This window comes from Pelagicoccus sp. SDUM812005 (genome assembly GCF_031127875.1).
In the GTDB taxonomy this organism is placed as follows: Bacteria; Verrucomicrobiota; Verrucomicrobiia; order Opitutales; family Opitutaceae; genus Pelagicoccus.
This window is the reverse complement of the sequence record NZ_JARXIA010000006.1, coordinates 61,786-87,473: the sequence shown is the minus strand read 5'-3', so window position 1 is coordinate 87,473 and position 25,688 is coordinate 61,786. Positions and strand designations below refer to the sequence as shown.

The 25,688-nt window shown below is 60.3% G+C and carries 20 protein-coding genes; 15 read left to right on the top strand and 5 right to left on the bottom strand.

Features of this window, described 5'->3' with window-relative positions; translation table 11 throughout:
• The first annotated feature begins 27 nt into the window (after positions 1-27).
• Genes QEH57_RS09020 through QEH57_RS09010 form a run of 3 tightly spaced genes read left to right on the top strand, consistent with a single transcriptional unit; the run spans position 28 to position 3,962 of the window.
• Positions 28-2,565, top strand: a complete 2,538-nt coding sequence (locus QEH57_RS09020) for an SLBB domain-containing protein (RefSeq protein WP_309006393.1) — start codon at positions 28-30, stop codon at positions 2,563-2,565.
• A gap of 40 nt (positions 2,566-2,605) precedes the next feature.
• The gene (locus QEH57_RS09015; RefSeq protein ID WP_309006392.1) at positions 2,606-2,983 is read left to right on the top strand and encodes a GxxExxY protein; all 378 of its coding nucleotides are present in this window, start codon (positions 2,606-2,608) and stop codon (positions 2,981-2,983) included.
• Between the two features lie 49 nt (positions 2,984-3,032).
• Positions 3,033-3,962 carry a Wzz/FepE/Etk N-terminal domain-containing protein gene (locus QEH57_RS09010; protein WP_309006391.1) on the top strand — a complete coding sequence of 310 codons (930 nt, stop codon included), beginning with the start codon at positions 3,033-3,035 and terminating at the stop codon, positions 3,960-3,962.
• Positions 3,963-4,348: 386 nt separating this feature from the next.
• Here QEH57_RS09010 and QEH57_RS09005 read toward each other — a convergent pair whose 3' ends face one another.
• The 5 genes from QEH57_RS09005 to QEH57_RS08985 all read right to left on the bottom strand — a co-directional run bounded on the left by QEH57_RS09005 (position 4,349) and on the right by QEH57_RS08985 (position 10,088).
• Positions 4,349-6,325, bottom strand: a complete 1,977-nt coding sequence (locus QEH57_RS09005) for a nucleoside-diphosphate sugar epimerase/dehydratase (RefSeq protein ID WP_309006390.1) — start codon at positions 6,323-6,325, stop codon at positions 4,349-4,351.
• A 539-nt stretch (positions 6,326-6,864) separates the two neighbouring features.
• Positions 6,865-7,491 carry a VPDSG-CTERM sorting domain-containing protein gene (locus tag QEH57_RS09000; protein ID WP_309006389.1) on the bottom strand — a complete coding sequence of 209 codons (627 nt, stop codon included), beginning with the start codon at positions 7,489-7,491 and terminating at the stop codon, positions 6,865-6,867.
• A gap of 438 nt (positions 7,492-7,929) precedes the next feature.
• Positions 7,930-9,450, bottom strand: coding sequence for a pyridoxal-phosphate dependent enzyme (locus tag QEH57_RS08995; RefSeq protein WP_309006388.1), 1,521 nt, complete (start codon positions 9,448-9,450; stop codon positions 7,930-7,932).
• Positions 9,447-9,626: a hypothetical protein gene (locus tag QEH57_RS08990; protein WP_309006387.1), complete on the bottom strand. Its 180-nt coding sequence runs from the start codon at positions 9,624-9,626 to the stop codon at positions 9,447-9,449. Before QEH57_RS08990 ends, QEH57_RS08995 begins: the two co-directional genes overlap by 4 nt.
• Positions 9,627-9,698: 72 nt before the next feature.
• Entirely contained in the window at positions 9,699-10,088 is a 390-nt protein-coding gene (locus tag QEH57_RS08985) for a S4 domain-containing protein (protein WP_309006386.1), read from the bottom strand.
• 156 nt (positions 10,089-10,244) lie between these two features.
• On the opposite strand from QEH57_RS08985, the gene rodA reads away from it, so the two are divergent.
• The 12 genes from rodA (at position 10,245) to QEH57_RS08925 (ending at position 25,597) form a co-directional block, all read left to right on the top strand.
• Positions 10,245-11,447, top strand: a complete 1,203-nt coding sequence (gene rodA / locus QEH57_RS08980) for a rod shape-determining protein RodA (protein ID WP_309006385.1) — start codon at positions 10,245-10,247, stop codon at positions 11,445-11,447.
• Positions 11,448-11,568: 121 nt separating this feature from the next.
• On the top strand, positions 11,569-13,317 hold the full coding sequence (locus QEH57_RS08975) for an Rne/Rng family ribonuclease (RefSeq protein WP_309006384.1): 1,749 nt from the start codon (positions 11,569-11,571) through the stop codon (positions 13,315-13,317).
• 338 nt (positions 13,318-13,655) lie between these two features.
• The gene (locus tag QEH57_RS08970) at positions 13,656-14,078 is read left to right on the top strand and encodes a hemerythrin domain-containing protein (RefSeq protein ID WP_309006383.1); all 423 of its coding nucleotides are present in this window, start codon (positions 13,656-13,658) and stop codon (positions 14,076-14,078) included.
• Between the two features lie 105 nt (positions 14,079-14,183).
• A complete protein-coding gene (locus tag QEH57_RS08965) occupies positions 14,184-15,620 on the top strand; it encodes a PQQ-dependent sugar dehydrogenase (RefSeq protein WP_309006382.1) in 1,437 nt (478 codons plus the stop codon).
• Between the two features lie 139 nt (positions 15,621-15,759).
• Positions 15,760-16,302 carry a hypothetical protein gene (locus QEH57_RS08960; RefSeq protein WP_309006381.1) on the top strand — a complete coding sequence of 181 codons (543 nt, stop codon included), beginning with the start codon at positions 15,760-15,762 and terminating at the stop codon, positions 16,300-16,302.
• A gap of 4 nt (positions 16,303-16,306) precedes the next feature.
• Positions 16,307-17,209, top strand: a complete 903-nt coding sequence (gene sigJ / locus QEH57_RS08955) for an RNA polymerase sigma factor SigJ (RefSeq protein ID WP_309006380.1) — start codon at positions 16,307-16,309, stop codon at positions 17,207-17,209.
• 63 nt (positions 17,210-17,272) lie between these two features.
• Complete coding sequence (locus QEH57_RS08950; protein WP_309006379.1) at positions 17,273-17,800, top strand: NAD(P)H-dependent oxidoreductase; 528 nt, start codon at positions 17,273-17,275, stop codon at positions 17,798-17,800.
• Positions 17,801-17,836: 36 nt separating this feature from the next.
• A complete protein-coding gene (locus tag QEH57_RS08945; protein ID WP_309006378.1) occupies positions 17,837-19,141 on the top strand; it encodes a hypothetical protein in 1,305 nt (434 codons plus the stop codon).
• Positions 19,142-19,282: 141 nt separating this feature from the next.
• Positions 19,283-20,416, top strand: coding sequence for an efflux RND transporter periplasmic adaptor subunit (locus QEH57_RS08940; RefSeq protein WP_309006377.1), 1,134 nt, complete (start codon positions 19,283-19,285; stop codon positions 20,414-20,416).
• Positions 20,417-20,455: 39 nt separating this feature from the next.
• A complete protein-coding gene (locus tag QEH57_RS08935) occupies positions 20,456-23,578 on the top strand; it encodes an efflux RND transporter permease subunit (protein ID WP_309006376.1) in 3,123 nt (1,040 codons plus the stop codon).
• Positions 23,571-24,992, top strand: a complete 1,422-nt coding sequence (locus QEH57_RS08930; RefSeq protein WP_309006375.1) for an efflux transporter outer membrane subunit — start codon at positions 23,571-23,573, stop codon at positions 24,990-24,992. Before QEH57_RS08935 ends, QEH57_RS08930 begins: the two co-directional genes overlap by 8 nt.
• Positions 24,989-25,597: a helix-turn-helix domain-containing protein gene (locus QEH57_RS08925; protein ID WP_309006374.1), complete on the top strand. Its 609-nt coding sequence runs from the start codon at positions 24,989-24,991 to the stop codon at positions 25,595-25,597. The genes QEH57_RS08930 and QEH57_RS08925 overlap by 4 nt, the downstream gene beginning before the upstream one ends.
• The last annotated feature ends 91 nt before the right edge of the window (positions 25,598-25,688 follow it).

The window sequence follows — 25,688 nt, the reverse complement described above, 5'->3', positions numbered from 1 at the left end:
CTTAGCGGTTAACCTTCACCCTTTCCCATGAAGTTGCTCAATCCACTCCTATTACTCGCCCTCGCCTTCAGCGCCGCGACTGCTTCGCAGGCCCAAACGCTATCCGCCGAGCAGCAGGCCAAGCTCAATTCTCTCCCTGCGCCCCTTAGAGCCCAGGCCATGGACGAACTGCGCAAGTACCAATCCCAGCAATCCAGCAACAGCGCTAACCAGGCCCTAGAAACGCCGGAAGTTGTCAAGAAAGGCACCCCCAAGGCTAAGGAAGGCAACGAACAGGTAGAAGAGGAATTCGATACGGCAGGCAAGTTGGCTGACGAAGAGGAGAAGAGCGAAGCGAAGGTCGTTAAGGACGAGCTCAAGCAGTTTGGCTACGACCTCTTCGAAGGCTCCCCTACCACCTTCGCTCCCGTCACCGAAATCCCTGTGCCTGTCGACTATGTCATCGGTCCCGGCGACCAAGTACGTATCCAGTTTTTTGGGAAGCAAGCAGCCTCCTACGACCTCTACGTATCGCGCGACGGCGTACTGCAAATCCCCGATCTTGGCCCCATGCCCGTAGCGGGCCAAAGCTTCAACGAGCTAAAAACCACCATCGTAGAACGCGTAAAGGAACAGATGATCGGCGTCGACGCCTTCGTCAGCTTAGGGGAACTGCGGTCCATGCGCATCTTCATGCTAGGCGACGTCAACCGCCCCGGCGCCTACACAGTCAGCTCCCTCTCCACCCTGACCAACGCCCTTTTCGTCAGCGGCGGCATTCGCCCCATCGGCTCCCTGCGCAACATTCAGCTCAAACGAAACGGCGAAGTCGTGGCCACCCTCGACCTTTACGAGCTGTTGCTCAATGGCGACACGTCGAGCGACGCTCGCCTTCAACCAGGCGACGTGATCTTCGTTCCCCCTGTCGGCACCTTGGTCGGCATCGCCGGCGAAGTACGACGTCCGGCCATCTACGAAATCAAAGAAGACACCAGCATCCAGACCCTCTTCGAAATGGCTGGAGGACTCACCCCAAAAGCCTACCCCTCCATTTCCCAAATCGAGCGCATCTCCTCCAGCGGCCTGAAAGAGCTGATCGACGTCGACCTCAGCGCCAGCGACAAGCGCTCGGATTTCGTGCAAAACGGCGACATCATTCGAATCTTCTCCGCTTTGGATCGCGTCGAAAACTTCGTCCGACTCCAGGGTGCCGTCGAACGCCCCGGCGACTACGCTTGGAAAGAAGGCCAGCGCATCTCCAATATAATTCCCCACGTCGAGCAGCTCCTCCCAACTGCTGACCTCGACTACGCTCTAGTGGTGTCCCGAAACCCAATTACCGGGGTGACCACCACCCGATCCTTCAGCTTAGAACAACTCTTCCTGCATAAAGACAGCAAACACGACCTCTTGCTGGAGCCCAAGGACCGCATCATGGTCTTCGACGCTACCCCAGTAGATAGAGAGGCGATCAACGAAAAGGGCGAAAAACTAAAGCCCCACGCCCTCACCGAAGCCCGAGAAGGATTGGGCGAAATCGTAGCTCGACTCAAAGCCCAGAGCACCAGCGAGGAGCCACAAAAGGTGGTCACCATTACCGGAAGAGTTCGCCACCCTGGAGAATACCCCCTCGACCGCTCCATGAACGTGTCGGACCTCGTGCGGGCCGCAGGGGGATTCACCGAAGACGCCTACACCCTGCAAGCCGAACTGGTCCGCTACCAGGACAACAACAAGACCAATCGCGATTCACTGCTCATCCCTGTGAGCCTCGCGGGCTCACTGAGCGACTCCGCTGGCCAGCAAGATATCGCCCTACAGGAATTCGATCAACTCAACATCAAGCGCGTCCCCGAATGGACCGAGCAAGAAACCATAACCATCAAGGGTGAAGTCAAATTCCCGGGAACCTACGTCGTCGAAAGAGGAGAGAGACTTTCCCAAGTCATCGAGCGAGCAGGCGGGATCACCGATCTCGCGCACCCTGAGTCTGCAGTGTTCCTTCGAGAAAGCCTACGCCTCAGCGAAGCAGCTAACCTGAAAAAACTACGCGAACGCCTCAGCAGTGACATCGCAGCTGCCTCCATCCAAAGCGACGCCATCAGCCTCGACGGCGTAGAAACTGCCCAATCCCTCCTCGATCAACTCGAAAATACCGAGGCCGTTGGCCGCCTTGTCATCAACCTGCCCGACATCCTGGATGGACTTGAAGATATCACCGTTATCGATGGTGACGAATTAATCATCAAGCAGCGCCCACAGGCCGTCACCATTATCGGCAGCGTAAACTACCCGACTTCCCACCTCTATCAAAGCGGGCTCTCCCACATCGATTATATCAACCTGTCAGGCGGGCTCACCAAGAAAGCCGACAAGAAACAGATCTATATCGTTCGCGCCAACGGCCAAGTCGTCACCGAGCAGCGCTCCCGCTTCTTCCCCAAAGGTGGAACCATTATCGAAGCCGGTGATACTGTGGTAGTGCCAATCGACGTTGACCGCGTCGCCCCGCTCAAGCTCTGGACCACCACCAGCCAAATCTTCTACCAAATCGCCCTCGGCGCCGCCGCTATCAATTCATTTTAATTAACCGCAGAGTACGCAGAGTACGCAGAGTACGCAGAGAATGGATACGGAGAAACTGACGTTTGAAATTATCGGAGCAGCGATTGAGGTTCACAGGGAGCTAGGCCCTGGACTTCTTGAATCGACTTACGAACGCTGCCTAGTACATGAGCTTACTCTGCGGGGAATTAAAACCGAACGGCAGAAGGTCCAACCGATAACATACAAGGGCTTAGAACTCGATGAAGGCTATCGCTTGGACATACTCGTAGAGTCCAAGATCATTCTAGAGCTCAAAGTCGTGGACGAACTAAACGACATCCACACAGCGCAGCTACTCACCTACCTAAAACTATCGAAATTGAATCTAGGGTACTTACTTAACTTCAACGTCACCCAGATGAAGCAAGGCATCAAACGCCTCGTGAACAATTTTTAGAGAACTCCGCGTCCTCAGCGAACTCTGCGGTTAAAACATCCTTTATCAAATGCCCGACACACCGTCACAGTATCCACAGTACCCTTACCCTCCTGAAGAAGATGAACTCTCCCTCATCGACCTCTGGAACATCGTCTGGAAGCGCAAGTGGCCGTGGCTTACCTTCGGTCCCCTCTTCGCCATCATCGGAATCTTCTACGCTCTCAACCAGCCAGAGATTTATAAAGCCGAAACAACCTTGGTGCCCAATTCCGAGGAACAGGGAGGCGGCGGACTAGCAGCCCTAGCCGGACAATTCGGCGGGCTCGCCTCCATGGCAGGCATCAACGTAGGAGGCGGTGGCTCAACGGAAACCGCCATCGCTACCTTAAAATCCCGCCAATTCCTGCTCCCCTTTATCGAAACCGAGGAAGCGCAGAAGGCGATATTCCCGGACGAATGGGACGAAGAAACGAAGTCCTGGACCGCATCCAGCGAAAGAAGACAAAGCAGCAACCGCCCTACCAAGCTAGAAACCTACGAACGCTTCACCAAAGAGTGCCTGAGCGTCTCGGAAGACAAGAAAACAGGAATCGTCACCCTCGCCGTAGAACTACAAGACCCCGAGCTCGCAGCAAGCTGGGCCAACCTGCTGGCCAACCGCCTTAATAGCCACCTGCGCGAACAAGCCAAGCAAGAGGCGAGAAAGAATCTCGAGTACCTGAACAAGCAAATCAGCGAAACCCGCGTACTGGAAATCAAGGAATCCCTCTACGGACTTATCGAAAGCCAAACCAAGAACGCCATGCTGGCGAATGCGAAAGAGGACTACGCTTTCAAGGTAATCGACCCTGCCGTTGTACCCGAAATTCGAGTACGCCCAAAACGAGCCCTTATCGTCATCGCGGCCGGCATGCTGGGCGGCTTTTTCGGCCTCTTCCTTTGCTTCGTTCTGCACTTCGTAGAGACAGCCAAACGACAAGAAGCCCGTTCCGAATAACGAAACGACGTCGCAGACTTCCCGACAGTAGCGGAAGCATCCTGCTTCCGTTACCCGATTATTACTCCCGTCGCCTTCCCTCTCGACTTCACCCGCTTGCTTCGTGGGAGTATCTGAATTCGCGAGCCTGCCCAGAGGAATGCTTCGCCGCGGCATATAAAAAAACAAACCGGGGTACTCTTTCTCAGCAAGCAACTGCCACAGGCAGGGAGTGCACTCAATGCTGAATCACTTACGTCTTCAGCCCCCCTTACGAAACTGCCTTCCCTGACCCATCCTAGTACAGCAAGGATGAATCGGAACTCGGGGATCCCCCCGCTAAGACTCAGCCTCACCGAATTGAGAGGGCCCTCAACATAGGGAACATCAAAGAAGAACCTGCGCGACTAAGCGGTATTTCCTTTAAAAGAAACGAGCTTCTCTCCCTTTACCTCCGGCCCTTGCTTGCGGTAGGCGGAACCGACCTCGGCATGGGCAGGAGCCCAATTAGGCGCCGAAAAATCGGGGACGTATTCCGGAACGAAGCTATGCAACTTGCGCTTTAAAGCATTGTAGTCGGAGGTCCGCAGCATCGGCGACAGCTCCTTGAGAAACTTGCGCACTTCGCATTCCTTCGATTTCTGCCCTGTAAAGCGGAATACCTTTTTGTTCTCCGTCAATTCCAGCGTTTCCTGACCATGCTGCAGCTCTTCGTAGAGCTTCTCCCCAGGACGCAGTCCGGAGAAAACGATATCGATATCCTCTCCCTCGCGCAGGCCACTCAACTTGATCATCTGCTTGGCGAGATCGTAAATCTTCATGGGCTCTCCCATGTCTAGCACGAATATCTCGCCACCTTCCGCATCGACCGAACACTCGAGCACGAGCCCGACGGCCTCCGGAACTGTCATGAAATAGCGGGTAATTTCCGGATGGGTAACCGTGATGGGGCCACCTTCTTCGATCTGTCGCTTAAAAGTTGGAATCACGCTTCCCGAAGACCCGAGCACGTTTCCAAATCGTACCGCTACGAACTGCGGGATCCGCGTGGAATCCTGCAAGGATTGGAGGAAGATCTCAGCCAGGCGCTTGGAAACGCCCATGACGTTCGTCGGATTGACCGCCTTATCCGTGGATATGAACACAAAGCGTTCCACCTCGTACTTGATCGCGAGGTCCGCAAGCAACGCCGTTCCCAAAGTGTTGTTGCGGATCGCTTCGCCCGGCTGGTGCTCCATCATAGGCACGTGCTTGTGGGCCGCCGCGTGGAAAATCACGTCGGGCAGAAAGCCTCCCATGAGAAAGTCCATGCGAGCCTCGTCCGTGATATCTCCGATAAAAGCGTGGGAGGCGACGTCTGGAAACTCGGACTTCAATTTCTGCTCCGTTTGGAACAGCAGGTACTCCGCACGCTCCACCATCAGGACCATGCTGGGATTACACTGGGCGATTTGACGACAGAGCTCGCCGCCGATCGTTCCTCCAGCGCCCGTGACCATTACCACCTTGCCGGTAAGCTCTCCAATGACTTTCTTGGAGTGAAGCTTGATGGAGTTACGGCCCAAAAGGTCGTCGATTTTGACAGGGCGGATCTTATCCACCCGCTTACGCCCCGAAGCCAGGTCTTCCCAGGAAGGCACGATCTCCACCTTCAAGGAGAGCTTGCTCGCTTCCTCCGTGATCTCGCGAATCTTAGAGGGACTCGCCGCCGGCATCGCCACAATTAGCTTCGTGGCGCCGCATCCGGAATTGGCGTCACAGGCCTTCGAAATCGAACTGTACACCTTCAGGCCATGCACGTTTTTATCCCACTTGAAGGGGTCGTCATCGATAAAAGCCACCGGAGTCAGCGAACGATGGCGTTTCGCCATCAAATCGGCCGCGAGAGCAGCGCCCGTATGGCCAGCCCCAAAAATTACGACGCGATGTTGGTCGGATGGGTCCGAGAGCACCCGCATTCCTGTTCTCTTTTCCCGATAAATACGAAGCGAAGTGCGGAAGATACAGAGCAGGCTAACCGAAAAGAAAAAGTCTAGGATGATGGCAGCCTTGGAATGAAGGATGCCGAATTGCGTGTAGAAGGAAGCGACAAAAAACAAGAGACTCGGAATCCCATAAGCCGCCCCCACCCGATACACATCGGGCAAGCGGAAAAAGGTGAGCAGGCCGCGATACTGACCGAAAAAGTAGAGGGAAACCAACTTGATGGGCAGAAGCCAGAAAACCGTGGACCACAGCATGCCGGCCGTTGCGTCCGAAATGGTGAAATCGTCCCTGAACTCGAAAGCGAGAGTGAGGCTTGCCACGCAAATGATCGAATAGATCGCACTTAGTAGTGAGAGACGACCCAACTTATGGACCCACATATTTGAACTAGTTTTCATCGGCATGAGGAAGCTGTGCGTGGATAAGAGAACACCCTCTGATCGCGAGCCAAATTTGATGATTAAGAGGAGGCCAACAACCGTGAGGATTACTACGTAGATGCGAATGTCAGTCACACGTGGGATTCAAAAAAAAGCAAGCCATTAGAATCGAATTGATTGCAAACGTAAGAGGTGAGACGCACGTCTCGGATCCCCTTCGACCTCATACTCCCCTCCAAAGGATAGAGGCCTCTAGGGCATGACACTTAGCATGACTCCATCTCATACTGGCCTTTTGCTTCAATGAGCTCGATCGCTGGAATCGTAAGCTGCCCAAACACGCCCGTTTTGGCCAATAACCTGAGCCTGATGCAAGAGCGTCTGCCTAAACACGGCCCTCCCCCCACTTTCACTCACGGCCACTCGCCGACGGCTCCCAACAGCGGGCAAGGCAGAGAATAGAAACACGCAGCCCACCAAATCCCTAATCAACTACCACAAAAAAAGAGGATGCCAAAACAGCATCCTCCTTCGATCGCGGTAGAAAATCGGTTCGACTAGGCGGTCATGCGACGGCGAGCGACCAAGCCTGCGAAGATCGAAAGCCCCAGCAGAGCCGCGGTGCTGCCGGAATCCGGAACTCGCTCCGCATCCGCAGCCAACGCCGCCCAGTACAAGGTGACTTCCCCTTGGAAGCTGTCGTCGAGCTCCACTCTCCAAGCCAGCAAACCGTCGTCCTGCAGATCCAAGATTAGGTCGCCTGCAATGTTGCCCATGTAGGCCGTCGCCAAATCAAATTCGAAGAGAGTCGTCCCGGGAGAAGTAAGCGATCCCGCCAAGGAGGAGAGCCCTTGCCCCAAGAGATAGCGAAAATCCCCCAAGTAGTTCGGAGTCGATTGGCTCAAGTCGTAGAAGCCAAAGCCAATTTCCGCCGCCGTGATGACCTCCGCTCCCGGAGTGAACCCATACTTGTCCCAAGTGTAGATATCGCCGTCATCGTTCACGATATCGAAGACGCCGCTGGCAAACGAGTTGTCCACCTGGTCAATGCCCACTTCGTTGGTGAGCAACTTTCCTACGAAATCCGCATCGCGGTAGTCGGAGTACTGGAAGCTGATGGCTGACGCTTGGCTCGCCAAAAAGGCAAGCGCTACAGCGGAAAGAGTGAAGAGTTTCGTTTTCATGATGTTGTTTGTTTCGCAGTGGGATCTGCTGGATTGACTAAACAATCGCTCGAAAAAACACCCCCAGCAAGCAACTCACCTTCAGGAACTTACCTCTCAGCTTGCCCCCTATGCGGGCAATAGGGGCCAAATGCGCAAATCCTCTAGGGTGCCTGAGGGGCAGCGCTCAGGAATCCTGTAAAGAACCTGTGAAGCGCCGCCGTTTCCGCTCCTAAAGCCTCCTTTTTTTCAGAATTCTTTACACTCCTAGGGTTCCAATCCCTCTCCAATAAGGGATTCACGCAAACCCGCCCCACCGTATAGATTACAACCATCTAACAAACAGCAACTTAACCCAAAGCAACCCCACATCAGGGAAACCCTCACCTCCCCGAAAGACCACCCCTAAACCGCTTACCTACTCTCAGCCCTGTACCCAGAACCCAGCAGCCAGTAGACCTATACAATCCGCCTCATCGCCTCGGGCGAAATCTCCTTCGCGTAGCGCAGGACCGTATCGCGCTCCAGCACCGCAACGCGAAACGCCGCCCGCGACGCGTCGCTCGCGAAATCGAAGCCGATCAAAGCCCGCCCCACGCGCTCGCCCGTGTAGTTGTAATTGAAATAGACGATACTGGCGTCGCGGCAATTGTTGCCCAAAAACTCCTTCAAGGCCCCCGGGCGCTCCGGAAACTCGATCCGGATAAAGAGCGGACGCTCCAGCATGGCCGCATCGTAGTGGATGATGCGAAACTCCACGTCCTCCTGGCCCGTCGCATCCTCGTAAGGAATGCTCAAAGCCTGCAAGTTCCTCTCGAACAACTGCAGCTCCTGAGGCATCGCGTCCAAGCCGATCACCGGCTTCGCCGCTCGCCCCTGCACCGCTCCGTGCTGAAACTCCACGATGCTCACCCCTGCCGGAAAGCGCTCCAGCAGCGACAGCAATGCCCCCGGACGCTCCTCGATCTCGAAACGGTAGTACTTGCGGTGAGCCGAACCGATGCCCGCATGGCGCACGATCCACGACAGCTGGCCGAAGTCCATGTTGCCGCCGCACATGATGGTCAGCACCCGCTTCCCGCGGCAGCGCTCGCGCTCCTTCATCCAAGCCGCCAGCCCCATGGCGCCGGCCGGCTCCGGAATCGCCCGCAAGCGCTCCCAAAGCAGCTGCACCGCCGCGCACACTTCCGCGTTCGTCACCGTCACGAAACGGTCGATCAGCTTCGCGCAAAACTGGCTCGTCAAATCGCCCGCCCGCTTCACCGCCGTCCCGTCGCAAAACACATCCAAGTACTCCAAGGTAACCGGAGACCCGTTCGCCACCGCAGCCGCCATGGACGCCTGGTCCACGCCTTCCACCCCGACCACCTCGATCTCCGGATAGTAGCGCTTCAGCCAGCAGGCCACGCCCGACGCCATTCCACCGCCGCCGATCTGCAAGTAGACCACGTCAAACGCTCCTACGCCGGCCATCACGATCTCGTCCGCCATAGTCCCCTGGCCCGCGATCACCGCCAAGTCGTCGTATGGATGCACAAAAGTCTGCCCCGTCTCCGCCGACAAAGCCTTCGCCGCCGCCGAGGCTTCGTCGTAAGCGTCGCCCTCCAAAATCACCTTCACCGCCGATCCGCCGATCGCCTTCACCGCCTCCTGCTTCATCAGCGGCGTCGAACGCGGCATAAAAACCGTCGCCGTCGTGCCCAGCTTCCGGGCCGCCAAGGCCACCCCTTGGGCATGGTTGCCCGCCGAGGCGCACACCACGCCCCGCTTCCGCTCGCCCTCGCTGAGCAGCTTCATGCGGTTGTAGGCGCCGCGCCACTTGTAGGCGTGGATCGGAGAAGTGTCCTCCCGCTTCACGTAGACCTCCTCCTCCGTGCCCAGCTCCAGCTTCTCCAGCGGCGTCGCCGAAGCCGCCTCGTAGACGCGTCGCCGCGCCGCCAAGGTCTCGTTAAAGAGCTCCTCTAGATCCGCTTCGCTCACGAGTAGAAGGCGCCCCAGAGGCTCATGAATAGCACCGTTCCGAACCAAGCCGAGCCGATCGCCAAAACGCCGAGCTCCGGCATGCCGATCCACAGCACCAGCGCAAACGCCGACGCAATTGCCACCGGCAAGTAGATGGTCTTCACCTTACTCGGTTCCTTCGGTTCTTCTTCCATTTCGCCAAGCTAGAACGCCCCTCCAAAAATCCAACGCCAAAAGAACGAATCTCGAACCGGAAAACTCCCCTATCAATCCCCGAACAGCCGCTCCATGTCCCGCCGCTCCCGCTTGGTCGGCCGCCCGCTGCCCGCCTCCCGCCTCAGGACCACCTGAGCCAGCGTTTCCCGTCGCGCCTCCAAGCGCTCCGGAGGGGTCAGGTCCTCCACGAAATTGGCCGCCACCTTCGCTCCCACCCGCTTCAGCAGCAAGCCCAGCACCTTGTACTCCCGCAGGACTCCGTCCTTCATCACCTCCACCGTTTCGCCGACCCGAACCGGGCGGGACGGCTTCACGTTCTCGCCCCCGATTTCCACCTTGCCGCCCTTGCAGGCTTCCGCCGCGTCGCCACGCGTCTTGAAAACCCGCACCGCCCAAAGCCAGCGGTCGATACGCACCTTATCTAGACCTTTCGATTCCAAGGCTCGAAATTAGGAAACAAAACCCCGCCGCCGCCACTCTTTTTCCTTCCCATTTCCGCCAGCCCCAGACCAATCTCAAGCCAGCAGAAGTGAGCCCCAGCCGCGCCCACCGCGCATTCACCGCTCGCTGCTTACCACTCACCACCTTCTCCTGCCTTGCTCCCGTCTTCCAACAAGCACCACCATCCCAGGGTCGATCTCATCAACCCCATCTGCATGCTGCTGCTCGCCGCCATCGGCATCCTCTTTATATACAGCGCCCAGTCCTCCCGCGGCGGCAGCGAGTGGCTCAGCCAAATCGCCTGGCTCTTCATCGGCATGAGCCTCTACACCGGCATCTCCCTCACCAACTACGCCCTCTTCATGAAGTACAGCCACTGGCTCTGGCTGCTCGCCGTCGTCATGCTCGTCATGGTCAAATGGAGCCCCCTAGGCGTCTCGCGCTACGGAGCGGAACGCTGGCTCAACCTCGGCTTCTACACCTTCCAGCCCGTCGAAGTCGCCAAGCTCGCCGGCATCGTCATCAGCGCCAGCATCCTCACCCGCTCCGAGGTCGGAGACGTGAAGGATTCTCTCCAAGTGCTTGCTAAAATGGCGCTTGCGATTTCCATACCCTTTCTATTGATCTTGGCTCAGCCCGACCTTGGATCGTCCATGGTCATACCCTTCTTCGTGTTCGCGCAACTATACGCCTCTAACCTTTCCAAACGTTTTTTCACCACCGCCATCCTCCTTTTCGTGGCGCTGGTGGGAGCCATTTTAATCGATAACCACAACTACGTAAAATTTTTAGACGAAAACGGCATCGATCCTCAAAACATCGACGGCCGCTACCAGGAAACCACCTGGTTCCCCCTCAAAGATTACCAACGCAACCGCATTTTAACCTTCGTAAACCCCGACAAAGCCGACCCACGCGGGACCGGCTGGAACCGGGAACAATCCATCATTTCAGTCGCCTCGGGCGGCCTGTTTGGCAAAGGCGTCAGACAGGGCTCCCAGGCCCAACTCGGCTACCTGCCCCGGTCGGTAGCCCATAACGACTTCATCTTCTCCGTACTCGCGGAAGAAGCCGGCTTTATCGGAAGCGCAGTCGTGATCAGCCTCTTCGGAATATTACTAGCAAACAGCCTGCGCATCGCCGGCCAAGCCAAGGACCGCTTCGGTACCTTGCTCGTGCTTGGCGTCGTCGCCCTGTTCTCCGTCCACGTCTTCGTGAACATCGCTATGACTATTGGCCTGATGCCGATCACAGGATTGCCGCTCCCCTTCTTAAGTCATGGAGGCACCTTCATGGTGAGCTGCTGCATCCTCCTGGGACTGGTTCAAAGCGTCTATCGCTATCGAAAGGATTTCTAAGTCTGCCCTAAAAAGCCGACGCGCCCAACGCCTTCGAGAAATACCGTCCAAACAGGAAACCAAACCGCCGCCGCTCTCCATTCAAGGCCGCCCCCTGCAGAAACACAGGAAACGCGCCCAAATGAGCGAACAAGAAACAAACAAAAACCAAGCACCAGACCAAGCGAGCAAACTAGACGAAGAGCTTCGCCACCCACCCAAGCCCCAGACCGGCACCCGCGTCGATCAGGACAAGCTCCGGGCGGAAGCGAACCAGCGCGCCAAGAAACGCCCGCTAATGACCAAGATCATTGAAAAGTTCAAAGGGGAGAAAAAACCCTACCGCGAACTCATCATCAACTCCGAGCCCCTCGAAATCCGAGTCGGCTCCCTCGTCGACGGCATCCTCGACAAGTTCGACATCGAGCGACGCCACTCCGCCCAACGCATCGTCGGCGGCATCTTCAAAGGCCGCATCAAAAACCTCGACCCCGGCCTCAAAGCCGCCTTCGTCGACATCGGCATGCCCAAGAACGCCTTCCTGCACTACTGGGACATCCAGCCCCAGGAAGCCGACTCCTCCATCGAGGTCGTCCGCGTCAACTCTTCCAAGAAAAAGAAGAAGCAGGCCAAGATCCCCCTCAAGGACATCCCCCAGCACTACCCCATCGGCACCGAGATCGTCATCCAGATCACCAAAGGCCCCATCGGTACCAAAGGCCCCCGCTCCACCACCAACCTCTCCCTCCCCGGACGCTTCATCGTTCTCGTTCCCAACTCCGACCAATGCGGCATCTCCCGCAAGATCGAAGACAACAAGGAACGCGCCCGCCTCAAGAAGATCATCCGCGACCTCACCATCCCCGAAGGCATGGGCATCATCGTCCGCACCGCCGGCGAAGGCAAAAAAGCCCGCTACTTCGTGCGCGACCTCCACATCCTCCTGCAAACCTGGGAGAAGATCCAAAAGAAGATGGACTCCGCTCGCGCCCCCGCCTGCCTCTACAAGGAGCCAGACCTCGCCGAGCGCACCGTGCGCGACTTCCTCACCGAAGACATCGACCGCGTCCTCATCGACAACGCCGAAGACCACGAGCGCATCTCCGAAACCGTCGCCCAGATCTCCAAGCGCTCCACCTCCAAGATCCAGCTCTACAAGGACTCCATCCCCATCTTCGAGCGCTACAACATCGAGAAGCAGATCGAGCAAACCTTCCAACGGCAAGTGCCCCTCCCCTCCGGAGGCGCCATCGTCATCGAAGAGACCGAGGCCCTCATCGCCATCGACGTCAACACCGGCTCCCACAAGAACAAGGGCAACGAAAACGACACCATCTTCCAGGTAAACTGCGAAGCCGCCGAAGAAGTCGCCCGCCAGATCCGCCTGCGCAACATCGGCGGACTCATCATCATCGACTTCATCGACATGAAGCAGCGCCGCCACCGCAACGCCATCCTCTCCCGCATGCGCGACGCCATGGCAGCCGACAAGGCCAAGACCCACATCCTGCCCATCTCCCCGCTCGGCATCATGCAAATGACCCGCCAGCGCATGCAGGAATCCGTCTCCTCCGGCCTCTACACCGACTGCCCCTACTGCCGCGGCAAAGGCATCGTCAAATCCGGTACCACCGTCTCCGTCGAACTCCAGCGCAAGCTCTCCGGCATCATCCGCCGCGCCCGCAACCGCACCCCCGACCTCGAGCGACCCATCAAGCTGCGCATCCTCGTCAACCCCTCGATCATCGATCGCCTGCGCGAAGAGGACGCCGACCTGCTCATCTCCCTCGAGAAAGACTACAACGCCCAGCTCACCTTCCGAGCCGACCCCAACTTCCACGTCGAAAACTACCGAGTCATCGACGTCGAAACCGGAGCCGCCTACGGCTAAGCCCCAAGGTCACGCTCGCGGCCCCACCCCGCCGCAACCGCACTTACCCACCCCAAATCCAACAGCCCGGCCCGCGCAAGCAGCCGGGCTGTTTTGCAAGATCACCGTAGGGCGCGGGCTTCACGCCCGTCCCGCAGCGCAAACCCTCCCCAAAAAAACCTCGCCCCACCCGACACCAAACCAGCGCGCCGTTCTGATTTGTTCGCGCAGGCCCATAACCAGACTCCCCGCCGCCTTAAGCGCCCCACAACCCCTCCTAATACTTCGCCAGCCAATCCAAGCTGGCGTTGCCGGCCTTCCCCTTGCGCGCAAAACTGATTCCGATCCGGAGGACGTACATGGCTATCGAATGGAAAAACCAATTCGCGACCCACGACTCTCATATCGACGAACAGCACCAGCAAATCTTTCGCTTCGCCAACAAGCTCGAAGCCCTAGCCCAGCAAGAGGACGTCGATACCAGAGAAGTCGACCACCTGCTCAGCTTCCTCGAAACCTACATCGCAAACCACTTCCGCTACGAGGAAGCCTGCATGCTCAAGCGCCGCTGCCCCGTCGCCCAAAAGAACCGCTCCGAGCACCTCGAGTTCAAAGCCTTCTTCGCCCGCAACGTCCAGGACTACCGCCACCACGGCTACTCAAAAGCGTGGGCCCTCCAGCTCTTCAGCAAGATCGAACACTGGCTCTCCCACCACATCTGCCACGTGGACGCCGAGCTCCGCCACCACCCCGAAAAGGCGAGCACCCCCTCCCCCCGCTAGCCGCCGGGCGTCCGGCTCAACTGTTAGACAAGATTGCAAGAGATCTTCCCAGCCATTCGTCTGGCAATCGGAAGATTCCTCCCAACAATCCCCCGCTCTAACGCCATGAAACCATACGCCCCCATCGCCGCGCTCGCGCTCGCCACCCTCGCCCACTCCGCCTCCGCCCAAAACCGCATCGGATCCGGAGACGTCAGCGAACTCTTCAACACCTACTGCGCCACCTGCCACGGAGAAAACCTGCGCGGCGGCCAAGGCAGCTCCCTCGTCGACGGCGTCTGGGCCCACGGCAGCAGCGACGCCGACATCGCCCGCGTCATCGCCGAAGGCATCCCCGACACCGAGATGATCCCCTGGAAGCACTCCCTCTCGGAAAAGCAAATCCGCTCCCTCGTCATCTACATCCGCGAGCAAACCCAGATCGCCGCCCGCGCCGAGCTCCCCCAAGACGCCTTCCAGCCCAAGGACGGCATCTTCACCTCCGAAAAGCACAGCTTCACCCTCGAAAAAGTCGGCGAAGGCGAAGGCATCCTCTGGGCCCTCGAATTCCTGCCCGACGACTCCCTGCTCGTCACCCAGCGCGACGGCATCCTCTGGCGCTTCCAAGACGGCCAGCGCACCGCCATCCAAGGCACCCCCGAAGTCTGGCAACACGGCCAAGGCGGACTCCTCGAAGTCCAAAAGCACCCCGACTACGCCAACAACGGCTGGATCTACCTCGGCTACTCCGAAAACGTCGGCGGCAAGGAAAACGGCAAGAACGCTGGCATGACCGCCGTAGTGCGTGGGCGAATACAAGGCGACAAGTGGATCGACCAAGAAGAAATCTACCATGCCCCCAAAGACCTCCACACCTCCGCCGGAGCCCACTACGGCACCCGCTTCGTCTTCCAAGACGGATACCTCTACTTCGGCATCGGCGACCGCGGACGCCAAGACCAAGCCCAGGACCTCAGCCGCCCCAACGGCAAGATCCACCGTATCCACGACGACGGACGCATCCCCGCCGACAACCCCTTCTTCGACACTCCCAACGCCCTCGCCACCATCTGGTCCTACGGCCACCGTAACCCCCAGGGCCTCGACGCGCATCCAGAAACTGGAGACATTTGGGAAGTCGAGCACGGCCCCCGCGGCGGCGACGAAACCAATCTCCTTCGCCCCGGCCTCAACTACGGCTGGCCCGTCATCACCTACGGGATGAACTACAACGGTTCCCCCATCACCGACCTCACCGCCAAGCAAGGCATGGAGCAGCCCAAGCACTACTGGGTCCCCTCCATCGCCATCTGCGGCATCGACTTCTATACCGGCGACAAATTCCCGCAGTGGAAAAACAACCTCTTCGTCTCCGGCATGGCATCCGAAGAACTCCACCGCCTCACCATCGAAGGCGAGCAAGTCGTCGCCGACGAAATCGTATTCAAAGGCCAAGGACGCATCCGCGACGTATACAGCGCCCCCGACGGCTATCTCTACGTGCTGCTCACCCAACAATCCCCCCGCATCGGCTCCATCTACCGCCTCGTTCCCGCCCAGTAACGCGGCCGCCCCTGACCGAGAGCATCATTAGAGCAGACGGGCCGGCGCCAACGCCGCGCCCCTCTTCCGCAGTTCTTTTCCTCAAGAAAAAGACCTTCGTCCTGTCACGTTCGCTTCTCCCATCTCGTCATCCCCAGTGATGACGACAAAAACAACCCCCAAGGCCACCGAGCCAAAACAGGCTGCCCTCAGCCAGATCGAATCCTTCGAAGCCGCCTACGGCTACGACGCCACCTACATGAAGGCCATGCTCGAGCACGCCCCCGAAGCCCTCGAGACCTTCAACAACTTCGTCCCCATGGCAGGACACCGCGTCCACGCCCCGCTCGAAGTCTATTTCGCCGCCAAGCTCACCGCCTACCGCTACGCCGACTGCGGCCCCTGCCTCCAGCTCGCCATCCGCTTCGCCCAGGAAGCCGGCCTCTCCGACACCCTCATCAAAGCCCTCGTCTTCGACCAAGGCGAACTTCCCGAGCTGCTGGCCCGCACCCAAGCCTTCGCCCGCGCCTGCCTCGCCGGCAGCCCCGACTGCGAAACCCTGCGCAGCGAACTCAAGTGGGAGCTCGGCCCCGCTACCCTGATCGAGCTCGCCCTCGTCATCGCCGCCGCCCAAGTTTTTCCCGTCGTCAAACGTGCCACCGGCTACTACAAATCCTGCTCCCTCGTGTCCCTAGAAGCCTAACACCATGAACCCGGCCGACTCCCACGCTACCGCCATCGAAGCCCATCGACCCAGCCTGGAAAACCTCGCCTACCGCATGCTCGGCAGCTGGGCCGACGCCCAAGACATCGCCCAGGAAAGCCTGCTCAAATGGCACGCCCTCGCGGAGTCGGCCCGCTCCTCCATCCGAGAACCCCTCGCCTGGCTGCACACCGTAGCCAGCCGACTCTCCCTCGACCGACTCAAGTCCGCCCAGCGCCGCCGCGAAAGCTACGTCGGCCCCTGGCTGCCCGAGCCCCTCATCACCACCGATCATACCCCCGCCGACTCCGCCAGTATCGACGATTCCATTACGATCGCCCTGCTCCACGCCATGGAGCAGCTCACCCCCACCGAACGTGCCGCCTTCATTCTGCACGACGTCTTCGACTACCCCTTCCAGTCCGTCGCCTCCATCCTGGAAAAAGAACCCGCCACCTGCCGCCAGCTCGCGGCCCGGGCTCGCAAAGCCCTCCGCAGCCAACGCCCCAAATCCCCCGTCGACCCCGACTCCCACCAACGCCTCCTCGCCGCCTTCCTGCAAGCCGCCTCCGAAGGCGACGCCCGCTCCCTCGAATCCCTCCTCGCCACCGACGCCATCCTCTACTCCGACGGCGGAGCCAAAGCCAAAGCCGTACGCAAGCCACTGCGCAGCCGCGAGCTCATCGTCCGACTTCACCTCGGCCTCGCCCGCAAAGCCCAGAAAAGCGGCCAACAAAAAACCGCCCGCTTCACCCAGCTCAACAACCAACCCGCTGCCCTCGTTTACACCGACGGCCATCTCGACACCGTATTCAGCATCGAAATACAGGACGCAAAAATCCAAACCCTCTTCATGCAGCGAAATCCCGACAAGCTTCGCCTCCTCCAGGCCCGCCTCCCGAACTGAAGAAAGAGCAAAAACAGGCCCAAACAAGTTGCTTGGGCTCCGATCGCGCCCCAGAGTCGCCGCATGAAAGTACTCGCCTTCGGCGCCTCCACCAGCTCCACCTCCATCAATCGTCAGCTCGCCAACTTCGCTGCTAGCCTCGTCCCGGGAGCCCAAGTCACCCAGCTCGACCTGCGCTCCTACCGCCTCCCCATCTACAGCGCCGACGAAGAAAAGGCCAACGGAGTCCCCTCCGACGCCAAAGCCTTCCTCGCCGCCATCCGCTCGCACGACGCCCTCGTCGTCTCCCTCGCCGAGCACAACGGCTCCTATGCCGCCGCCTTCAAAAACCTCTACGACTGGGCTTCCCGAGCCGAGCAAAAGGTCTGGGCCGGCAAGCCCATGCTCCTCCTCTCCACCTCCCCAGGCGGACGCGGCGGAGCCTCCGTGCTCGAAGCAGCCAAAGCCACCTTCCCCCGCATGGGCGCCGACCTGAAAGCCACCTTCAGCCTGCCCAGCTTCCCCGATTCCTTCGATCCCCAAAACGGAATCACCGACCCCATGCGCCTCGAATTCCTCCGCAACGCCTGCGCCCAACTTACAAGCACCTAAGCCGCCGCCTGCTCGTCCCCAAACGCTTCCTATAGAATGAAACTAGAGCCGCTCGGGGACCTGTACGACCGCGTCAATGGCGAAGAGGAGACCCGACTTTGCAAGGACATCCCCGACGCCGCCTGCAAGCACCTGCCGCGAAACTACTTCGCCTACCTTGCCTCCAATATCCTTAGCAAGCTCGCCGACGAGCTCAGCAGCGCCCGCCTCGTCCTTCCCTGGCTCTTCAGCTCCCTCGGAGCGCCCCTAGGCCTCGTCGGCTTCATCGTCCCCCTCCGCGAAGCAGGCGTGCTCCTGCCTCAGCTGTTCGTATCCGAATACCTGAGACGGAAAGAAAAGCGCAAAAACGCATGGCTCGCCGGGGCCGCCTTTTCCGGAGTCTGCCTGCTCCTCGTCGGAGGCCTCACCCCCTTCCTGCCGAGCTCCCTCGCAGGCTACCTCACCCTATTTCTCCTGCTCGCCTACAGCCTCGGTCGCGGCGTTTGCTCCGTATCCGCCAAAGACGTCATCGGCAAAACCGTATCCAAAAAACGGAGAGGCGCCCTCATGGGCTACAGCGCCGGCATCTCCAGCGCCCTCGTGCTCGCCGTTGGACTCTGGCTCACTTTCGCCAAAAGCGACTCCGGCAGCTCCCTCCCCTTCGTGCTCATCCTCGCCGCCGGAGCCCTCTGGCTCCTCTCCGCCCTTTGCTTCTCCCAAATCGTAGAAGAGCCCGGCGCCACCGAAGGAGCCCGCAGCCCCGTCGACGCCATCCGCGAAAACCTGGCACTCCTCACCGACGACCGCGAATTTCGACACTACCTGCTCGCCCGCGGACTCCTGCTCAGCGTCGCCCTCGCCCCACCCTTCTACACCCTCATGGCCAAAGAAGGAAACGACTCCGCCAGCACCCTCGGCTGGCTCATCGTGGCCGGAGGCATCGCCGGGACCATCGGAGGCCCCATCTGGGGACGCTTCGCCGACCTTTCCAGCCGCATGACCATGGCGATGGCCTCCCTCGCCAGCGGCATCTTCGGCATCGGCATCGCCCTCGCCTACCAGTTCGGCGATAGCCGTTGGCTGCAAGCCCCCCTCGCCCAAGCCATCCTCTTCTTCACCATCAGCGTCTTCTACGCCGGCGTGCGCCTCGGCCGAAAAGCCTACCTCGTCGACATGATCAGCGGCGACAAGTCCGCATACGTCGCCGTCGGCAATACCCTCATCGGCATCGCCCTGCTCCTCATGGGCAGTCTCGGATTCCTCGCCCAAAGCCTCGGCCCCAGCGGGGCCATCGGCATCCTCGGCCTCATCTCCGTAGCCGGTTCCCTCGTCGCCTGGCGCCTGCGCGAAGTCAGCGGCTAAGGCCTACCGGGCGCCCCCCTCCGAACCGGGTCGCCCCGCTTCAAGACTCGAGCGGGAGCTTTTTATTCAACTAAAATGAATGAACGTTCATTTCTTAGTTGACGTGACAAAATGAACGACCATTCATTCGGGGCTAAAACCATGAAAGCTCTACTCCGCACCAGCGCTCCCGTCTTCCTCATCTCCGTCCTCGTGGCCGGCTGCAGCCCCGAGCCCGCAGCCGTCGCCTCCCGCCCGGCGCCTACGGTCACCGTGGCCGAAATCGAGACCGAGGCCGTCACTCTCACCCGCCAGCTCCCGGGCCGGGCCACCGCCTCCCTCATCGCCGAAGTCCGTCCCCAAGTGAACGGCATCGTCGCCGAACGCCTCTTCCAGGAGGGCGGAACCGTCGAGGCCGGCCAAGCGCTCTACCAGCTGGACGACTCCCTCTACCGCGCCAACGCCAACATCGCACAAGCGACCCTGCAAAACGCCGAAGCCGCCCTCGCCCTGGCCCGCACCGAAGCCAAGCGCAGCTCCGAACTCTATTCCTCCAAGGCCATCAGCGCCCAGGAATACGACGCCTCCCAGGCCAAGCTCCAGCAAGCCGAGGCCCAGGCCCAGCTCGCCGCCGCTTCCCTCGCCAGCGCCCAGATCACCCTCGACTACAGCCGCATCACCGCACCTATCAGCGGACAGATCGGACGCTCCTCCGTCACCCAAGGCGCCCTCGTCACCGCCAACCAAAGCGCCCCGCTCGCCACCATCCAACAGCTCGACCCCATCTACGTCGACATCACCCAATCCAGCAACGAGCTGCTCCAGCTCCGCGCCGCCCTCGCCCAAGGCGAGCTGCAGGCCGTCGACCTGCCCGTGCAGATCATCCTGGAAAACGGCAGCCCCTACCCCCACCCGGGCAAGATCGCCTTCTCCGAAACCACCGTCGACCCCGGCACCGGCAGCTACACCTTGCGCGTCGAGGTCCCCAATCCCGACCACCTCATCTTGCCGGGAATGTACCTGCGCGGCATCGTCAGCGTCGGCCAACGCGAAAACGGCATCCTAGTGCCGCAAAAAGCCGTATCCCGCAACTTCGACGGCTCCACTTCCGTCAAGCTCGTGGCCGCCGACGGAACCGTCGAAAACCGCCAAGTCACCCTCGGCCAAGCCGTCGAAAACCGCTGGATCGTGGAGAGCGGCCTCTCCGCCGGAGATCGCGTAGTGGTAAACGGAATACAGAAAGCCGTCCCCGGATCCAAGGTGCAAACCAACGCCGCCGCTGCCTCCGAAGGCTGAACCGCCTCCTCGGAAAAACACCCTTAACGCACACCTGCTATGGCACGATTTTTCATAGACCGACCCATCTTCTCATGGGTTATCGCCCTCACCATCATGATTGCAGGAGCGCTCAGCATGACGCAGCTCCCCATCTCCCGCTACCCGACCGTGGCCCCGCCAGCGGTCGCCATCTCCGCTGTCTACCCGGGCGCCTCCGCCCAGGTCGTGGAAGACTCCGTCACCCAAATCATCGAGCAAAGCCTCACCGGCCTCGACGGGCTCATCTACCTCTCCGCCACCAGCGACTCCTCCGGCGCCTCCCAAATCACCGCCACCTTCGAAACCGGCACCGATCCCGACCTCGCCCAAGTGCAGGTGCAAAACAAGATCCAAGCCGCGACCGCCCTGCTCCCTAGCCAAGTGCAGCAGCAAGGCGTCACCGTATCCAAATCGGGCGAAGGCTTCCTCATGGTCATCGGCTTCGTTTCCGAAGACGGCAGCATGGGCCGCGTGGATATCGCCGACTACCTCGTGGCCAACGTGGCCGACCAAATCGCTCGCGTCGACGGCGTCGGCGGCACCCGCGTATTCGGCGGGCAATACGCCATGCGCATTTGGCTCGATCCCAACACCCTCCATTCCTACCAGCTTTCCGTCTCGGAAATCACCGCAGCCGTCCAAGCCCAAAACCAACAGGTTTCCATCGGACAAGTCGGCGGCGCCCCCGCCGTCGAAGGACAGCAGATCAACTTTACCATCAACACCCGCGGACGCCTGCAAACCGCCGAGGAATTCGCCGACATCGTCATCCGCAGCGAACCCGACGGTTCCATCCTCCGCCTCGGCGACGTCGCCCGGGTCGAGCTCGGCTCCGAAATCTACGGATTGGAAACCCACTACAACGGGCAAATGGCTGGCGGCATGGCCGTCACCCTCGCTTCCGGAGCCAACGCCCTGGAAACCGCCGCCGCGGTCAAAGAGCTGCTCGACGACATCGCCCCCTTCCTCCCCGAAGGGCTGAAGGCGGAGATCCCCTTCGACAACACCCCCTTCGTGGAAGTCGCTATCGAAGGCGTCGTACACACCTTGCTCGAAGCGGTTGCCCTCGTCTTCATCGTCATGTTCCTCTTCCTGCAGAACTGGCGAGCCACCCTCATCCCCACCATCGCCATACCGGTCGTCTTGCTGGGAACCTTCGGCGTTCTCGCTGTATTCGGATTTTCCATAAACATGCTTACCATGTTCGCCATGGTGCTCGCCATCGGTCTGCTCGTGGACGACGCCATCGTGGTCGTGGAAAACGTGGAGCGCCTCATGAGCGAGGAAGGGCTCAGTCCCAAGGAAGCCGCCCGCAAATCCATGGACCAAATCACCGGAGCCCTCGTCGGCATCGGCGTCGTGCTCTCCGCCGTCTTCGTGCCCATGGCTTTCCTAGGCGGCGCCACCGGCGTTATCTACCAGCAGTTCTCCATTACCATCGTATCCGCCATGGCCCTCTCGGTCATCGTGGCCATCGTCTTCACCCCGGCCCTCTGCGCCACCATGCTGAAGCCGATCGAAAAAGGTCACCACATTAAGGATACAGGATTCTTCGGCTGGTTCAACCGGACCTTCGATCGCGCCAACACCCGCTACCAAGGCGCCGTCAAAGGCATCATCGGCTACCGCAAAAGCTTCTTCGCAGCCTTCCTCGTCATCGTCGGGCTCATGGTCCTGCTCTTTAGCAAGCTGCCGACCGGCTTCCTGCCCAACGAAGACCAAGGCTCCATCTACGCCCAAATCATCGGCCCCGTCGGTGCCACGAAGGAGCACACCCTCGAAGTCATCGAGCAAGTCGAAGACTACCTCCTCAACGAAGAAGCCGGCGTCATCGCCGACGCGTTCACCGTACAGGGCTTCAGCTTCGCCGGCTCGGGACAGTCCAACGGCATGGCCTTCATCAGCATGACCGACTGGAGCGAACGCCCCGATCCGGAACAAAGCGCCCAAGCCCTCGCCAATCGCGCCAACGCCGCCTTCAGCAAGATCGAAGGCGCCACCATCTACGCCTTCGCCCCGCCGCCCATCACCGAACTGGGCAACTCCGCAGGCTTCACCTTCTACCTGAAGGACAACGGCAGCCAAGGGCACCAGGCCCTCATCGCCGCCCGCAACCAACTGCTCGGCCTCGCCGCCCAAAACCCGAAGCTCACCCGCGTCCGCCCCAACGGCATGGAAGACGCCCCCCAGCTCAAGGTCCTGATCGACAACGCCAAAGCCACCTCCCTCGGGCTTTCCATCCGCGACATCAACACCACCCTCGGCGTGGCCTGGGGCGGCCTCTACATCGACGACTTCATCGACCGCGGCCGCGTCAAGCGCGTCTACGTCCAGTCCGAAGCGGCTTTCCGCATGCAACCGGAAGACTTCGAAAAGTGGTCCGTGCCCAACAATCAAGGCGAGATGGTCCCCTTCTCCGCCTTCGGTACCACCGAGTGGGACTACGGTTCCCCTCGCCTCGAACGATACAACGGCGTATCAGCCGTACAAATACAAGGCGAAGGTGCCCTCGGCACCAGCTCCGGCGACGCCATGCTGGAAATAGAAAAGCTCGTGCAACAGCTGCCGGAAGGCTTTGGCATCGAGTGGACCGCCTCCTCCTACCAGGAGCGCCAAGCGGGCAACCAGACCACCCTCCTCTACGCCCTTTCCTTGCTCATGGTCTTCCTCGCCCTCGCCGCCCTCTACGAAAGCTGGTCCATCCCGACCGCCGTCCTGCTCGCCGCCCCGCTCGGCATCGTGGGCGCCGTACTGGCAAACATGGCCCGCGGCTTCGAGCGCGACGTCTACTTCCAAGTCGCCATGCTCACCACCGTCGGCCTCACCAGCAAGAACGCCATCCTCATCGTCGAATTCGCCAAGATCAACCTCGAGAACGGTATGCATCTTTTGGATGCGACCTTGCACGCCGTTAAGGATCGCTTGCGGCCAATCCTCATGACCTCGCTCGCCTTCGGCCTCGGCGTCGTTCCGCTCGCCATCGCCAGCGGGGCCGGCTCCGGAGCCCAGCAAGCCATCGGTACCGGAGTCCTCGGCGGCATGCTAGTCGGCACCTTCCTCGGGATCTTCTTCGTCCCGCTCTTCTTCTTCGTCATCGAACGCCTCTTCATCCGCAAGAAAGGACACCAGAGCCATGCGTAACTTTAAAATCACAGTTCCTGCCTTCGCTGCAGCCATCAGCCTCGCCGGCTGCGCCTCGCTTCAGACCGAGCTTCCTGAGCCCGACGTTCAGCTCAGCGAAAACTGGTCTACCGGCACAACATACTCAACGCCAGCCGACCCGGCTGAAAACGCCTTCGGCGCGCCGTACGCGTCCGAAATCGGCTGGCGCAATTTCCTCACCGATCCGAAACTCGAAAGCCTCGTCGAGCAAGCCCTCGCCCACAACCGAGACCTGCGCATCGCCGCCCTAAACGTCGAACGAGCCCGAGCCACCTACCGTATCCAGAAATCGGATCGCATTCCCTCCGTCAACGCCAGCGCCAGCCTCACCCGCAGCGGTGGAGACGCCGTCGCCGAAGTCGAAACCTACCAGGCCAACCTCGGGCTCGCCCAATACGAGATCGACCTCTTCGGACGCGTCAAGAACCTCAGCGGCGCCGCCTTGCAGCAGTACCTCGCCACCGAGCAAGCCCAACGCAGCGTGCAGATTAGCCTGGTCGCCGAAGTCGCCAACGCCTACTTGACCCACTCCGCCAACCTGGAGCTCCAGCGCATCGCCGAGTCCACCCTGCAAAGCTACCAGGAACAATTCGAGATCTCCCAGCGCGGCAACGAGCTGGGCAGCGTTTCCAACCTGGAGCTCAGCCAAGTGCGTACCCTGCTCGCCAGCGCCCAGGCCGAGCTCGCCTACTACCGCGGCCAAGCCGTACAGAGCCGCTCCGCCCTCGAGCTGCTGGTAGGAAGCCAGCTCTCCGAAGAATACCTGCCGGATCGCTTCGACCTCGAAGTCAGCGGCCTCGCCGCCCTTCCCGCCGGCATTCCCTCGGAAACCCTCTTCCGCCGGCCCGACCTCCAGCAAAAGGAACACCAGCTCGCCGCCGCCAACGCCAACCTGGCCGCCGCCCGCGCCGCCTTCTTCCCGCGCATCACCCTCACCGGAACCGTCGGCAGCGCCAGCGGAGAACTCTCCGACCTCTTCGGCGACAACACCGGCGTCTGGAGCTTCCTTCCCCAAGTCACCGTGCCCATCTTCCAAGCCGGCAAGCTGCGCGCCAACCGCGACGCCGCCCGGGCCGACCAGGACATCGCCCTCGCCAGCTACGAAAAAGCCATCCAAAGCAGCTTCAAGGAAGTCGCCGACGCCCTCGCCCTCAGCTCCACCCTCGCCCAACGCCGCCAAGCCATCGAAGCCTTCGTGGAAGCCGCCGACGAAACCCAAAGCCTCTCCGAGCTGCGCTACCGGGCCGGACGCGACAGCTATCTGACCTTGCTCGACGCTCAAAGGACCCTATACAGTGCCCGCCAATCCCTCATACAGTCCCTGCTCAGCGAACAAAGCAACCGCATCGCTTTGTACAAAGCCTTGGGCGGCGGCTGGATGGAAGAGTCATGAAATCCTCCGACAAAGAAAGTCCCCGCTCCCCCGAACGCGCCGAGGCCCAGCGCAACCGCATCCTCGACGCCGCCCAATCCTGCTTCATCCAGCACGGCTTCCACGCCGCCAGCATGGCCCGCGTCGCCGAAACCGCCGGCATCAGCCAAGGCCTCGCCTACCGCTACTTCAAGAGCAAGAGCGCCATTATCCTCGCCATCATCGAGCGCCAGCTCTCGGAACGCCACACCCTCACCGAAGACTCCGACACCGTCGAAGACTACATCAGCAAGCTCCTCGAGCTCATACAAGAGTGGGGCAAGGACGGCAGCACGAAAATGAACCCCGTCCTCTTCATCGAAATGTGCGCCGAAGCCACCCGCGACCCCGATATCCAAGCCGCCCTCGCCCGGGCCGATACCCTCTACCGCGAAGAGTTCACCAAGTGGATCACCCTCATCGCCCGCAAGTCCGGCACCACCGTAAGCGAGGAGGAAATCAACAAACGCTTCTTCGCCCTGCAGTGCCTCGTCGAAGGCTCCGCCATGCTCACCACCCGACAGGAGCAAAACGCCACCCGCAACGACTACCTGCTCTCCTTCCTCCGCCAAATCGTCTCGCCCTAGGTCCACGCCCCAAGAAGGCCCCGCCTCCCCCCCCCAGCGCGGGCAACACCCCAAGACTCTTTGCTCGCTTCTCTCCCCGCCCGGCCCTAGT